Raw genomic sequence first — 14966 nt, 5'->3', positions numbered from 1 at the left:
TTTCTCTGAACAGGGAAATCCCTAACAAACTTGGAAAAACCCTTTGGGGGATTCCCGATCAAGTCGGGAATGACGTTGCAGAAACGATCAGCTCATACCGAAAGAGATTCTTAGCTGCACTAAGTTCCGCGCTGACTAACGGAGTCCATTTTGCTGTGCCCTGTCTGCCGACAGGCAGGCACGCAATGATGGCTGCAAATAAAATATTGGAATGGAATTAAAAAAACAGGCCATATCGCTTCTAAAGCAACTGATTGAAATTCCCTCCTTGAGCAGAGAGGAGGATAAAACTGCTGACCTGATTGAATCGCGGTTGAAATCTCATGGTGTTGACACAAAACGGTTGCAGAATAATATCTGGGCAAAGAACAAACATTTCGATGCTTCAAAACCAACGCTACTGCTCAACTCCCATCATGACACGGTGAAGCCCAATGCTGGGTATACCAAAGACCCTTTCAAGGCTATCGTGGAAGATGGAAAACTATACGGCTTGGGTAGCAATGATGCTGGCGGATGCCTCGTCTCATTACTCGCCACTTTTCTTCATTTTTATGAAGAGGAAATGCCTTATAATATCATTTTGCTCGCTTCGGCTGAAGAAGAGATTTCTGGCAAGAATGGGGTCGCTCTGGCTTTGCCCGAGTTGGGAGAGATAGACTTTGCGATTGTAGGTGAGCCTACCTTGATGCAAATGGCGGTTGCCGAAAAAGGATTGATGGTACTCGATTGTTCTGTAAAAGGAAAGGCTGGTCATGCTGCCAGAGATGAAGGGGAAAATGCCATTTACAAGGTATTGCCAATCATCGATTGGTTTCAGAATTACCGTTTTGAAAAAGAGTCTGACTGGCTTGGACCTATTAAAATGTCCGTGACTCAGGTGAACTCCGGAACACAGCATAATGTGGTGCCCGATCTTTGTCAGTTCGTGGTAGATGTTCGAACTACGGATGTCATGAGCAATCAGGAGGTACTTGAGTTCATTCAGCAGTCGGTTGATTGCGAAGTAGTGGCAAGATCCACCCGACTTAACCCATCATCTATTCCGGCAGTTCACCCCATTGTGAAAGCTGGAGAAAGCCTCGGCATGACCAAATATGGTTCTCCAACGCTGTCCGATCAGGCGTTAATGCCGTTTCCAAGCCTCAAGCTAGGCCCAGGAGATTCGGCAAGATCACACACAGCAGATGAGTATATTTACCTGAAGGAAATTGAGCAGGGGATAGAATTGTATATTGAATTATTGAATCGATTTTTAAAATAGACGGAAGACAGAAGACGGAAGACGGAAGCAAGACTTCGGTCTTCGGTCTACGGACTTCCAGCTTCATCACATGAAACTCTGGAAAAAAGACATAGAAAGCTCGGCCAAAGTTGAGCAGTTTACAGTAGGTAGAGACCTTGAATTCGACATATTCTTGGCACCGTTTGATGTGCAGGGATCGCTGGCTCATACGGCCATGCTGGAGTCTATCGGCCTGCTAACAGCTGAAGAAAAAGAAGCCATTCATACCGAACTCAAAGCCATTTATAGAACCATGGAAAATGGCGAGTTTGAGATGATGGATGATGTGGAAGACATTCATTCTCAAATTGAGTTTATGCTCACTGAAAAGCTGGGTGACGTGGGTAAGAAAATCCATAGTGGCCGTTCCAGAAACGACCAGGTTTTAGTGGATCTGAAGCTTTTCATGCGTTCGGAGGTCAAAGAAATTGTGGAAGGCACAAAGGCGCTTTTCGATAGAATGACTGCTTTGAGCGAAGAATACAAATCGGTACTTATTCCGGGTTACACACACATGCAGGTGGCCATGCCGAGCTCATTCGGACTATGGTTTGGAGCTTATGCCGAAGGTTTGGTCGATGATCTGAACGCACTTCATTCGGCCTACCAGATGGTAAACAAAAACCCATTGGGCTCAGGAGCAGGCTTCGGTTCATCCTTCCCTTTGAATCGCCAAATGACTACCGATCTTTTGGGTTTTGAAGCCATGCACCATAATGTGGTTTACGCGATGATGTCGCGCGGAAAGGCAGAAAAGCAATTAGCCAGTGGAATGGCATCCATTGCCGCCACTCTGGGCAAGTTTTCTATGGATGTTTGCCTCTACATGGGGCAGGACTTTGGATTCCTTACATTCCCGGATGAGCTCACCACAGGTTCGAGTATAATGCCACACAAAAAGAACCCCGATGTATTCGAGCTGATTCGTGGCAAGTGCAATCGTATTGTGGCCCTGCCGAATGACATTGCCATGCTCACGGCTAACCTTCCTGTGGGTTACCACCGTGAAATGCAGTTGTTAAAAGAACTGTTATTTCCTGCTCTGGAAGATTTGAAAGCTTGTTTGGAAATGGCTGAATATATGCTTCAGCATATCAAAATCAAGAATGATTTGATCGATCAGGATAAATACAATTACCTGTTTACTGTGGAAGAAGTGAACCGTTTGGTGCTTTCAGGAGTGCCCTTCCGCGAAGCTTACATTCAGGTAGGAAAAGACGTAAATGCTGGGGAATTCAAAGCCGTCAGAAAAGTGAATCACAATCACGAGGGTAGCATAGGCAACCTAATGACCGATGCCATTCGCGCTTCAATGGAAAAACAATTGAACTCCTTCAACTTTGAACATTGGGAAAAGAGGATTGAAAAGCTTGTGAAGTAATTTTTGAATTATTATTCTAGTCTTTTAAAAACAAACACAATGACTAGGATTAGCTTGATTCTTTCTACCCTTTTAATGTCTTTTTACATAACCGCTCAAGACCGAATTGTGCGTGTAGATGGCACTTTCAACCCTAAAAGTCAGGAGTATGTTTTTGAAGCAAAAAACTTGAGCACCACTTATTATACAGTGGTAGTTAAGTTCAACAGACTGTATAATCTGAGGTCGAGTACCTCACTTCCTTTTATAAAGGCAGTCCCTCCCGGAAACACCAAACTTTTTGAGCTCTCTAAGGATGGGTATGGCGATCCGGACTATAGTTATAGCGTAGTGTACTGGAAGGGAACGGCCAACCCTAAGATTGAGGACGTGCTATATGCTTTGCCTGTATCGTCCGGAATTGAGGTAGGTGTTAAACCCCTTCAACATTTGGCTAAAACATTTCAACAGGAAACTCCCGAAAACTTCTATGCTATTGGTTTTAGTCTTGTTGATGGTGACACCATCCGGGCTGCACGCAAAGGGGTCGTTGAAGAAATACAAGCAGACAATCAAACCGACAATCTAAACTACACTTTTACCACTGAGAGAAATTATATTCGGGTAAGGCATGAAGACGGAACCGTGGCCCGGTACACCAACTTTAAAAATAATTCAGCCCTGATTGAAGTGGGTGAAGAGTTGCTTCCCGGAGACCCTATGGCCATAGCCACTCAAACTTCCAATACCGGTGAGGCACTACTTATGTTTCGTGTTACCTATCTAATCGTAGACCCTAAGATGAGCAGTGATTACAAAGAGTGGAGCTCTATTGGTTATGTAACTCCCAAATTTATTACTGAAAATCATGAGGGTGAGCTGAAACCTAATAAGCTATACAAGGCCAGGCTAACAGACGACATCATTACCCAGGAAATGAGCAAACGTGAACGTAAAAAATACTTATCTGGAAAAAGATAGCTCAGGTGGATTGTTTAGATCTAAACCAGCCATATTTAACAGACAGCTTGTATAGTAATGCAAAGATAAACCCAACCAAGCTGTGTGCCATCAGGTAAAAAATTATACTGAAGAGCAGGTCTAATCCGTAAGGATCTGCCCCATCAAAAACTGGCTGTATGAAGAGAAAATAAATCAGAGCCAAAGTACTAATCGCAACATTGATCCAAAAGAAATACCAAAACCTTTTCCACTTACTTAACCAATAGATGCTAAGCGTCCACATGACGAATGGAACTTGTACTATTAGGTATATCCAAGTGGATTCACTCATATTAACTCCAGTCCAAAGACAGCTACTGCATATAGTGCCGCAATGACCAATGCCAACTGGCTGGTTTTTCGGGTGTGCGGCTTAATCCCCAGTGTTCTGATAATCTTCACATTAATGGACATGGAGATTAACACAAGGGCTAACGAAACCCCGAAAAGTGCCTGAGGATTGTTGAACTCAAACCAGGCCTGATCATAACCAACCTCCAAAATCAGAGAGATCATTACCAGAACAAGCGAGATGGTCTGAAGGGATTTGTGTTTCATAAATGAGCCTTTTTTAAAAGTCGTCACCCTGAACTTGATTCGGGGTCTTCAATTCGTTAGCGACCAAGATAGATTCTGAAATAAATTCAGAATGACCGATTTCTTAGATCAACATACAAACAGTAGCTAAGGTAGCCAGAAGTCGAATACTATTTCATTCATGCACTTAAAATGTCCTTTAGGGCATTTCTTGTAACCAATCTTGGAGCAGGGCCTGCAGCCTAATCCTTTCTTTTCAAGTATGGTAAACTTGGTTCGGTAAGGATACATGCCAAACTCCGGAATGGTATTACCCCAGATAGAAAATACGTTCTTTTTGAGTGCAGCTGCAATATGCATCATCCCCGTATCATGAGTAAAGACATACGTTGCCTTCTTCAGAATCGAGGCGCTTTGATTGATAGAGAACTTGCCACAGCCATTGTATATAAGAGCCTTTTTACCCAATTCACTGAGCGGCTTTTTAAAGTCTTCGGTTTCATGCGCTCTATCGAAAAACCCGGCAATTTGCTCTCCGTTTTCAGCATCTTCTTTGCCTCCCAGCAGCACAATGGGTTTATTGATTTTATCGCAAAGCTCAATCATTCGGTTCAGCGGAAGCTTCTTGGTTTCGTGATTGCCACCAATGGCAAAAGCCACAAACTCTTTTTGGTGAGTTTCGGGAAGCCAGTCTTTCTCCACCTCATCTTTTTCGGGAATGAAGTAATCCAAACCGAGAGCATCATTTTTCACGCCAAGCGGCCGGGCAGCTTCCAAATACCGATCTACAATGTGTACATTGGGTAACTTGTCTACTTTGAGGTTGACTATGAGCCACTTTTCCCAATTGAGTTTTGGGAAAGCTGCCGATTCTGCTTGTAGGGCAGCCTTAATTCTCCTGGTTCGAAGGTTGTTGTGAAGGTCTACCACAAAGTCGAACTTTTCGGCTTTAAGCTCACGAATCAGGCCCTTCAAATCGCCTTCCAATAAATGAAACTTATCGATGTATGGGTTGGCTTCCAGCACCGGATAAAAGTGCTTTTTTGTGGCATAGTGCACCTCCACATCGTCCATTTGAGTTTTTATAACCCTAATTACCGGGGTCGTAAGTACTATATCTCCAATGGATGAAAAACGAATGATTAATACCTTCTTAGGCATTGGCTACTTGTTCTTTCTTTTCTGAGAAATGCTTTTCTATGGCATCTCTGCTCATGGCATTCAAGGTCATTTCAGCTGTTACCCCCCCTTTTCTCCCAATAAGCAAGCCGTATTGCATATGATGATACCCTTCCATAGCATGCGCATCGGGGTTTATAGCGAGTTTCACCCCCTGCTCCAACGCGTAGTTAACCCATCTCCAATCCAAATCGAGCCTCCATGGGTTGGCATTAATCTCAATCACCACGTTATGTTTGGCGCAATGGTCTATTACTGCCTTATGGTCTATAGGGTATCCGGCCCTTCTGAGCAGCAAACGCCCTGTTGGATGACCTAGTATCGTGGTGTACGGATTTTCAATAGCTCGCAAAAGGCGTTGTGTAGCCCTCTGCTTGTTCATGTTTAGAACGGAATGGACAGAGGCCACAATAAAGTCGAAACTAGCCAGCACATCATCGGCATAGTCCAGGCTCCCATCGTTAAGAATATCCGACTCTATCCCCTTGAATATTTTAAAGGGAGCTAGTTCTTTGTTCAGCTCATCTATCTCCTGGTGCTGTAGCGCCACCCGCTCTTCATTAAGTCCATTGGCATAGAAGGCAGACTTACTATGGTCGCAAATGCCCAAATACTCGTAACCCAACTCTTTGCAATACTCAGCCATTTGTCGGAGTGAATGTTTACCATCGCTATAAGTAGAGTGGTTGTGCAGAATCCCCTTCAGGTCTTCCATTTCAACCAAGCGAGGTAGTGAGTTGCTTTTGGCCCGTTCTATTTCGAATGTTCCTTCGCGCAGCTCAGGGGCCACATAGGCCATGTTTAGGGCTTCGTAAATTTTTTCTTCAGAATCGAAGTTCCCGGTGTAGGCCATATCGCGAAGACTCATATCGTTGGCAACAGGAATACTAATGTGTCGCTGGCTGCCAGTCTTTAGCAATTGTTCGCGCACGAAATGAGCCGGATCACAGAGCATAAGCTCAACAGGTATGCGGTGCTTTTTAAAGGTTCCTCTCCAAACAAGCGGACCACTTTCTTCTACTAACTGCTCAAAAGGCTCCAGAGCACCAAGCTCTTCCTCAAGAGCATTGAAGTCTGAAGAAGCGACTAAAATTTCCAGGCTCTCAGCCACCTCTAGCTTGCGCCTGAGCCCTCCGGTAATGGTAGCCTTCTCAACATTTTTCATACCATTAAGGTGTTCCACCAATTCATTGGCTATCACTTCTGCATCAGCGTAGTGCAGTTTGTTGGCATTGGCTTCTTTAAATTCCAATGCCTCAATAATGGTTTGCTGCGTTTTTTCGCCAAAGCCTTTGAGTTTAGCCACCAAGCCCGAGTTGGCCGCCTCCTTTAGTTCATGGCCACTTTCAATACCCAGTTCTTTCCATAGCACTTTGATTTTTTTAGGACCAATGCCCTTCATGTCCAGCAGTTCCACTATACCTTCGGGAGTTGCTTCCAATAAGTTTTGCAGTGCCTCTGATGTTCCTGTTTGAGCTAGTTCCTGAATGGTGGCCGCAATACCTTTGCCCACCCCTTGCAACGATTCAAGTTCGGCAAGACTCATGGCCGCAAGGTTCACATCCATTTTGTCTAATTGGAAGATGGCGTTCTGATAACCCCTTATTTTAAAAGTGTTTTCATCGTGCAGCTCCATAAGTGAAGCCAGCAGCTTGAGTTGTTTAAGAATTGTTGAGTTATCCAATTGACTTGATTTGTTAATGAGCGATGATAATACTTGCTTTTTTAGGCCGGAAAGACTAACTACTGTCTGTCAGCACGCAAAGTTAAAAATAACTGATTATGAACTATTGGTTGATAAAATCTGAGCCAAATACCTATTCTTACGATGATCTTGTTCAAAAAGGCCAAGACCATTGGGATGGTGTGAGAAACTACCAAGCCAGAAATAACCTAAAGGCCATGAAACCCGGAGACCTTGCTTTGTTCTACCACAGTGTGAACGAAAAAGCCGTGGTGGGCATAGCAGAGTGTGTAAGTGAGCACTACCCCGACCCCACAACTGATGACGACCGTTGGGTGGTGGTTGACTTTGTGCCTAAACAGAAGCTTAAAAAACCGGTTTTTTTAGAAGACATTAAACAAGAGTCGTTGTTATCGGAAATGGTGCTGGTCAAAAACTCGCGGCTTTCGGTCCAACCGGTTAAAAAAGAAGAGTTTGATCAAATTCTTAAGATGGCTCAGGAATGACACGTTTGCAAAGCATACTTTTTCTAATTCTTTGGGTGCCCGGCCTGACTTTGGCTCAGGTTCAACATCTGGGAAGGTATGAGTTGGAACACAACTGGGACAATATAGATTACGTGGTCATTTCTCAAGAAGAAAACGGGGTTCTTATTGTTCAGCCGCAACTAAAAGGAAACAATAAACAATATCCGGTGGTTTTCCACCACCTGGATAAACAATTGAATTTTTTGTGGGCAGATTCGTTAACCGTAGACCGGCAGCTTCACCTCAAAGGCTATCATTATGTGGGAGACAAAACCCTTTTACTCTTTCAAAATACCCAACTGAACCGCCTCATCAAGCTGGTTTCAGTAGACCTTAAGCAACGCGAATTACAAGAATTTGAACCTAAAACTATTGTTGATCTGGACATTCAGGAGTTTGAGGTTATTCAAGATCATGCGGTAATTGGTGGTTATATTGAGTCCAGGCCTGCCGTATTTGCTTACGACCTTAACACCAACAAGGTAAAAACCCTGCCCAATGTGTTTCAAAATAACTCCGAACTGCTGGAGGTAAAAGTAAATGCTGACAGTGTGACGTTCAACGTGCTTTCTTCCAAGCAAAACCTTCAGAAAGACCGCACCATAGTGGTAAATACCTACGATTACAATGGCAATGCCATTAGAGGCTATGAGTTAGAAACCGCAAAGGATCACCAACTCCTTTCGGCTGTTTCATCTTCTATTATAGACAAAGAGCAACTGGTAGTGGGACTCTACAGCGTAAAAACCGGCACCTTCCCCAGCGGCTTCTATGTAAACCATGTAGACCGAACCGGCCGGCAAACTATGCGCTATTACAATTTTGGTGAATTCAATAGCTTTCTGGACCATAATGGCGAACGCAGGGCCGAAAAGCTAAAAGACAAAGCCATTACAGCCAAAAAAAGAGGCAGAGAATGGCGCTATAAAATTGACGGGTTGTTTACCGAAATGGAAGAAAGCCGTGAGGCTCTCATAATTATGGGAGAGTTTTTCAAGCCCTGGAACATGAGCACACAAAATTACATGCGCTATCGGCAGGTAACCAGTCCGCTGATTGCTCCAACCGACCCTTTTTACAATCCATACGATGCCTGGACACGCTCCAATTTCAGAAGTGCCAGCCAACCCAATGAATTTGATTTTACCCATGCCTTTGCCTTTGCTATTAATCACAAAGGCGAGCTGTTGTGGGATCACAGTATGGATATTGATGAAGAGCTCAAAGGCACCCTTAGAACCTTTGGAGCCTTTCAGTGGTCGGGAGCCGATGCTTACTACGCCTACTACCTCGATGAGGAACTAGTGACCAGACATCTGAATGGCAACGAAAAAGAACGGATGGTACAAAAATTGAGGCTGATGGACGATGAAGATCAGCTGCGCTACGAAAAAGAAGAATTTCAGGGAATAGTAGGTTGGTTCGGCAATCGCTTTCTGGTTTATGGAGTTCAGAACGTAAAGAACCCGGAAGGTGAGGGCAACCGCAAGGTATTCTTTGTAAACGCAGTAGCCATAGAGCACTAACCGTTCAACCCAAACTGTATGACACACCGATTAATCCTAATGGCAGGCCTCATCCTTACGGCCTTATTTCCTCTCTCGGCACAAACCAATGCTGTCGAAATTGTTGCCGATCCTACCTCCGTAAGTTTTGAAACCGTGAGCATGGGTGAAAAGGGCTTTGCGATACTCGAAAAGCACATGCTCGAAAAGTCTAGAAGCTACCACCTGAAAGTACATTTTTACAACCCACAATTGGCCTTGCAACAAACGGTTATTCTTCCTTTAGATGTACGGACTAATATACTGCGAACAGACTTCAACAATGGTCAACTCTACCTACTTACCCAGAAAACAATACTGAGAAATGAGTTGAGCATTATTAAGTTCAACGAAAAGTATGAGTTCACCGAAATAAAAGTTCCGCTATTCGAATCTAAAGAAGTATGGTTTTTTGAAGTAGTTAATAACAAGGCCCTCTTTGCCGGCTTGTTCGATGCCCGTTCTACCGCCTTTCTTCTGGATATGACCAACGGCACCATTCAAACACTTCAAGGTCTGTACAGTCAAACAAGCAATCTCGTCCAGTGTACCTTTGATGAAAAGTGGGAAGTGGTTTCAATAATCACGAGCCATTACAACACTAACAAAGACCTTGGCTTCGAACTTAAAAATTACGATTCTCAGGGCAGGCTGGTGAGACAACATATATTCAACCCACTGCCCGGTTATCAGTTGCATGTAAGTAGCGTGTCAGACTTTGCCGGGGGAAAGCAACTAATTGCGGGCTTTTATACCTTACCCAAGTCTCAGGGCTACAGCGGCATTTTTCATGTGATGCTCGATCAGGAAAGCAAAAAAGACATTGTGCTTACCCCTTTTTTTGAAATAGAAGGTTTTTTCTCTCATTTGGGAGAAAAAAGAGCCAATAAGGTAGTGAGCAAAGCCAAAGAAAAAGTGGCCAAAAAGGGGAAATGGTCTACCGAAACAGAGGCCACCCTTTTTCCCATTCAAACAGACGGAAACCATTTTTTTCTGAGCATGACATTTTATAGGTCTTTGCAGAGAAACAGAAATTCCTCCGTCATTACCCTTCCTGAGAACCAGTCTACAAGGTACCTGGCCTTACGCTTTACGTTGAACATTAGTCATCACATGTTGGCCGTGGTCAATCAAAAGGGCGAACTGGCCGAAACGCTGCACATAGATGGCCAATACACCCAGCAGACCAGCTTTAACAATTTCGTTCAGTCTACTTTTCAGGGTCAAACAGGTCTTATTGCCCGCAACGAAAAAGAACTTTATGGGGGAGTAATAAAGCCACAAAATAAAAGCCCATTCGCTCAGAGTTTAGAGGCCTATCTGGCCAGCCGGCAGTTTAAAGTGTACAACTCAAAGCTCATTGAGTGGCACCAAAACAAAATCCTTGTAACCCTTTTAGAAGGACAAGGTGGGCAATGTACAGCGCGTGTTCAGAGTTATACCCGTCACGGTGGAATAGCAGGGGTTCGTAAATCAGACTTTCCGCATTAAAAAATTGATCAAACTTCTCTGAGCAATTCCTTTTACTATATTTGTATTCTGAAATGCAAAAGCGGCTTCTTTTAGGTCATCCTCAGTTAGCCATCACCATTGGCCGGCTCTGTCAGCAACTGATAGAAAAACATCAAAATTTCGATAACACTGTTCTTTTAGGGCTCCAGCCTAGAGGTATTTATCTGGCCGAAAGAATTAAGGAGCGCCTGCAGGAGCTCACCAACACCTCCATTCAACTGGGCTATTTGGACGCTACCTTTTACCGGGACGATTTTCGCAGAAGAGACTCTCCTGTAAGAGCCAATGAAACCAAAATTGACTTTCTGATTGAGGAAAAAAAGGTAATTCTTATTGACGATGTTTTCTATACCGGACGCACCGTTAGGGCAGCCCTGGACGCTATGCATGCCTTTGGCCGACCCAAAAAAGTGGAGCTAATGGTTTTGGTTAAAAGAAGATATTCGAGCCACCTGCCCATTTTCCCCGACTACATAGGCAAAGAAGTAAACACTTTGGAGAGCCAAAAAGTACTGGTGGAATGGAAACACCAAAAAGGGGTAGAAGAAGACAATGTTTGGCTAATTAACAAGATAGATTAAATGGAGAAACTGAGCACAAAGCATCTTCTGGGGATAAAAGATCTTACTAGAGAAGATATAGAGCTCATTTTTCAGACGGCTGAGGAATTCAAAGATGTAATCAACAGACCCATCAAGAAAGTGCCGTCTTTGAGAGACATTACCATAGCCAACGTATTTTTTGAAAACTCTACCCGAACCAAACTGTCGTTTGAGCTGGCAGAGAAAAGGCTTTCGGCCGATGTGATTAACTTTTCCAGTAGCAACAGTTCCGTAAAAAAAGGAGAAACCCTGCTCGACACGGTGAACAACATTTTGTCTATGAAAGTAGACATGATAGTAATGCGACATTCGAGCCCCGGAGCACCCCATTTTTTGGCCAAACACATAAAAGCCAACATAGTGAATGCCGGAGATGGCACCCATGAGCACCCTACCCAGGCCCTGCTCGATACCTTCTCTATACGAGAACGACTCGGAGAAGTAGCCGGGAAAAAAGTGGCCATTATTGGCGACATTCTACACTCGCGTGTGGCACTCTCCAACATTTTTGCACTTCAAAAACTTGGTGCCGAAGTAATGGTTTGCGGCCCCATAACCTTACTACCCAAACACATTGCCTCGCTGGGAGTAAAAGTAGAGCTCGATGTAAAAAAAGCCCTGGAATGGTGCGATGTAGCCAATATCTTGCGCATTCAGTTGGAACGACAGCACATAAAGTACTTCCCATCGTTGAGAGAATACTCGCTCTACTATGGTGTGAGTAAAAAGCTACTCGACTCCCTGAACAAAGAAATTGTGATAATGCACCCGGGGCCCATAAACCGCGGGGTAGAACTAAACAGTGATGTGGCCGACTCAGAACACGCCATAATTCTGGATCAGGTAGAAAATGGAGTAGCCGTACGCATGGCTGTACTCTATTTATTAGCATCCGTATCGAAATAAGCGGTATATTATACCTGGCTTAGATTAGTTGTACAGCAACCGAAATACCGACCTCTAAGCAACAATAAACCGTCCGGAACCTTTGAAACCAATGAAGAAGTTTTTACGCATTTTAGCCATCAGCGTAGTACTACTCGTGCTGGCATTTTACTTTATAGCCGTTCCCAAGTTTGTCTCGCTCATTACCGACTACGACCGGCACACCTTCGAATATGTAACCGATAATCCGGAGATTCTGGAAAACTACGGTATTGGAGCGAAACGAACACCGGCAGACTATGGATTCGACACCTACCGTGAAATTGACTACAACTCCCTGACAGACGAGGTTGCACTCAACGGATGGTACATGCCCGCAGCCAAAGAAGGCATTACTCAAACACTAATGATTAACCATGGCCGCACCTCCAACAGGCTAAAAACCATGAAGTATCTGGAGCTTGTAAAAGCTCAGGGTCTCGACACGCTCTACAATATATTCATCCCCGATTTGCGCAACTCAGGCAAGTCGCAAGAAGCCAAGACGGCCCTGGGCTATGAGTTTGCAGAAGACATTGTGGGCAGCATGAAAATGCTAAACGAGAACTACGGGCAAACTGATTTTGTGCTCTGGGGCTTTTCTATGGGGGCTATGGCCAGTGCTGTGGCCATAAACCGACCAGACCTGGTAGAGTTTCAAAAGGAAAATGGGCTCAAAGTTCATAAGCTCATTCTCGACAGCCCCCTGAGCAATATTAAAGAAACAGCTCGCCTGGAAGGGCAAGGCATGGGTATTCCCAATTTCATCTTCAATATGGCATGGGGCAGCTTCGATAAAAAAGTAAATGGTTACAGCGATAAAATGAAGCTTTCTTACCTGCTCAACAATACAAAACTCCCCACGCTCATTCTGTATAGCGATGGAGACAAAACAACTCCTGCTTCCATTTTAGAGACCGAAGTAGAAGGGCTTTTTAACGTCTACCCTGTGCTTTTCAAAGACTGTAAGCACGTAAAGCTCTATACGCGCGAAGAGTACAAGGAGCGATACACCAGCCGTGTAAATACTTTCTTGAGAAGCAACGATCTTTAGTTCAGAACACGGCTTTTCTTAGATGAGCCGAAGTTTTTTTACAGCGCAATTTTCGATAGCCGTAAAAATCAGTCACCAAACCGGGCCTTACATAAAACTACAGTTTGTAAGCCCAGCGGCTATATGACTCACAGTTAACATATCCTTTATTTCAATGGCATCAGAAGAAAAGCTAAATTTGCCCCAACTATTATAGAAGCAAATGAAGTATTATAATTCAATCATCGAGACCATAGGAAACACGCCTCTTGTTCGGCTCAATTCAGTAAACAAAGGTATTCCGGGTACCATTCTGGTCAAAGTAGAATACTTTAACCCCGGAAACTCTATGAAAGACCGAATGGCTCTTAAAATGATTGAAGATGCAGAAGCGGCCGGTATTTTAAAACCAGGCGGCACCATTATAGAAGGCACATCGGGTAATACCGGCATGGGCTTGGCACTTGGGGCTATAGCCAAAGGCTACAAGTGTATATTTACTCTGGCCGACAAGCAGTCGCAGGAAAAAATAGATATACTGAAAGCCGTAGGTGCCGAAGTAATTGTGTGCCCTACCAATGTAGAGCCGGACGACCCAAGATCGTACTACTCCGTAGCTCGTAAGCTCAACAAAGACATTCCAAATTCTTTCTATCCTAACCAATACGACAACCTGTCGAATACTAAAGCCCATTACGAAACCACAGGGCCAGAGATATGGAGAGATACTGAAGGCAAAATTACCCACTATGCGGCCGGTGTAGGCACCGGAGGCTCCATGTGCGGTACCTCCAAATACCTCAAAGAGCAAAACCCGAAAATTGTTTCAGTGGGTATCGATACTTATGGTTCGGTTTTCAAAAAGTACAAGGAAACCGGTGTATTCGATGAAAAAGAAATTTATCCTTACCTAACCGAAGGTATTGGAGAAGATATACTGCCTAAAAACGTAGACTTCGACCTGATTGACCATTTTGTGAAAGTAACTGACAAAGATGGAGCAATTATGACACGCAGACTTGCGCGCGAAGAGGGACTCTTTTGCGGTTGGTCGTGCGGGTCGGCTGTGGCAGGAGCACTGGAGTATGCCAAAGAAAACCTTACGGAAGACGATGTAATGGTGATTATTCTGCCAGACCATGGCACCCGATACCTCGGCAAAATTTATAACGATAACTGGATGAAAGCCCGTGGTTTTATTGAAGACAGAGCCTTTAGTTCGGCTGCCGATATACTTAGCCGCCAAAACGGTAATGGCAAGCTCACCACAATCGATAAAAATGCTACCGTTGCCGAAGCCATTAAACTTATGACCAGCCTGAGTATTTCTCAGTTACCGGTAAAAGATGGCGAGCAGTTTGTTGGAAGCCTCATTGATAGTAAGCTATTGGCTCAAATGATCGATGACCCTGAGCTTAAAACCAAGCCCGTTTCTGAAATTATGGATGGTCCGTTCCAGTTTGTTTCGGCCGATAATACTTTAGATGTGCTTTCTTCAGTCATAACTAAAGACAACCCGGCTGTGTTGGTGAGAGATGAAAACAACGATGTGCATATTCTTACCCGTCACGACCTGCTAAATGCCATGACTACCAACTAACCTAAGGGTTGGCTTAAAATAAGGGTGCTCCAAAAGCTTAGTCACTCATGTCTCAACTCTTTCTGTTAAGATGGGTTTGAGGTTAGAGTAACCACGGCCTTTAGAGCACCCGTTTTATTTCTTAACCTGAGTTCGATGTAAGAAAAGAACGTCTGCCGGAAAAACAGGCCTTAAACT

13 protein-coding genes are annotated in these 14966 nt (G+C 44.1%); 10 read left to right on the top strand and 3 right to left on the bottom strand.

The genetic code is table 11. The annotated features are described in order from the left end of the window. Positions 1-211: 211 nt before the first annotated feature. From B3O12_RS12265 to B3O12_RS12255, 3 genes are all read left to right on the top strand, one after another. Positions 212-1264, top strand: coding sequence for a M20 family metallo-hydrolase (locus B3O12_RS12265; RefSeq protein ID WP_286756483.1), 1053 nt, complete (start codon positions 212-214; stop codon positions 1262-1264). A gap of 70 nt (positions 1265-1334) precedes the next feature. After that, positions 1335-2666, top strand: a complete 1332-nt coding sequence (gene argH / locus B3O12_RS12260) for an argininosuccinate lyase (protein WP_286756482.1) — start codon at positions 1335-1337, stop codon at positions 2664-2666. Between the two features lie 39 nt (positions 2667-2705). Further along, a complete protein-coding gene (locus B3O12_RS12255; RefSeq protein WP_286745890.1) occupies positions 2706-3626 on the top strand; it encodes a peptidoglycan DD-metalloendopeptidase family protein in 921 nt (306 codons plus the stop codon). A gap of 309 nt (positions 3627-3935) precedes the next feature. Here the strand turns inward: B3O12_RS12255 and B3O12_RS12250 are convergent, their stop codons facing one another. The 3 genes from B3O12_RS12250 to polX form a co-directional block, all read right to left on the bottom strand. Further along, on the bottom strand, positions 3936-4205 hold the full coding sequence (locus tag B3O12_RS12250) for a hypothetical protein (RefSeq protein WP_286756481.1): 270 nt from the start codon (positions 4203-4205) through the stop codon (positions 3936-3938). A 126-nt stretch (positions 4206-4331) separates the two neighbouring features. After that, positions 4332-5345, bottom strand: coding sequence for a glycosyltransferase family 9 protein (locus tag B3O12_RS12245; RefSeq protein ID WP_189629021.1), 1014 nt, complete (start codon positions 5343-5345; stop codon positions 4332-4334). Beyond that, positions 5338-7047, bottom strand: coding sequence for a DNA polymerase/3'-5' exonuclease PolX (gene polX / locus B3O12_RS12240; protein WP_286756480.1), 1710 nt, complete (start codon positions 7045-7047; stop codon positions 5338-5340). The genes B3O12_RS12245 and polX overlap by 8 nt, the downstream gene beginning before the upstream one ends. A gap of 98 nt (positions 7048-7145) precedes the next feature. Between polX and B3O12_RS12235 the strand changes: the two genes are divergently transcribed. The 7 genes from B3O12_RS12235 (at position 7146) to B3O12_RS12205 (ending at position 14789) form a co-directional block, all read left to right on the top strand. After that, complete coding sequence (locus B3O12_RS12235) at positions 7146-7553, top strand: EVE domain-containing protein (RefSeq protein ID WP_286756479.1); 408 nt, start codon at positions 7146-7148, stop codon at positions 7551-7553. Beyond that, positions 7550-9100 carry a hypothetical protein gene (locus tag B3O12_RS12230; protein WP_286756478.1) on the top strand — a complete coding sequence of 517 codons (1551 nt, stop codon included), beginning with the start codon at positions 7550-7552 and terminating at the stop codon, positions 9098-9100. Before B3O12_RS12235 ends, B3O12_RS12230 begins: the two co-directional genes overlap by 4 nt. Positions 9101-9118: 18 nt before the next feature. Then, entirely contained in the window at positions 9119-10609 is a 1491-nt protein-coding gene (locus tag B3O12_RS12225; RefSeq protein ID WP_286756477.1) for a hypothetical protein, read from the top strand. Positions 10610-10662: 53 nt separating this feature from the next. Continuing rightward, positions 10663-11211, top strand: coding sequence for a bifunctional pyr operon transcriptional regulator/uracil phosphoribosyltransferase PyrR (pyrR, locus tag B3O12_RS12220; RefSeq protein ID WP_189629016.1), 549 nt, complete (start codon positions 10663-10665; stop codon positions 11209-11211). After that, the gene (locus B3O12_RS12215) at positions 11212-12138 is read left to right on the top strand and encodes an aspartate carbamoyltransferase catalytic subunit (RefSeq protein ID WP_286745905.1); all 927 of its coding nucleotides are present in this window, start codon (positions 11212-11214) and stop codon (positions 12136-12138) included. A gap of 91 nt (positions 12139-12229) precedes the next feature. Beyond that, positions 12230-13210, top strand: a complete 981-nt coding sequence (locus B3O12_RS12210; RefSeq protein ID WP_286756476.1) for an alpha/beta hydrolase — start codon at positions 12230-12232, stop codon at positions 13208-13210. 202 nt (positions 13211-13412) lie between these two features. Then, positions 13413-14789, top strand: coding sequence for a pyridoxal-phosphate dependent enzyme (locus tag B3O12_RS12205; RefSeq protein ID WP_286745908.1), 1377 nt, complete (start codon positions 13413-13415; stop codon positions 14787-14789). Positions 14790-14966: the final 177 nt, after the last annotated feature.

The organism is Roseivirga sp. UBA838 (assembly GCF_002296035.1).
Lineage (GTDB): Bacteria > Bacteroidota > Bacteroidia > Cytophagales > Cyclobacteriaceae > Roseivirga > Roseivirga thermotolerans.
Note: the sequence above shows the minus strand (reverse complement) of the source record. Positions and strands in the feature narration are given on the sequence as shown.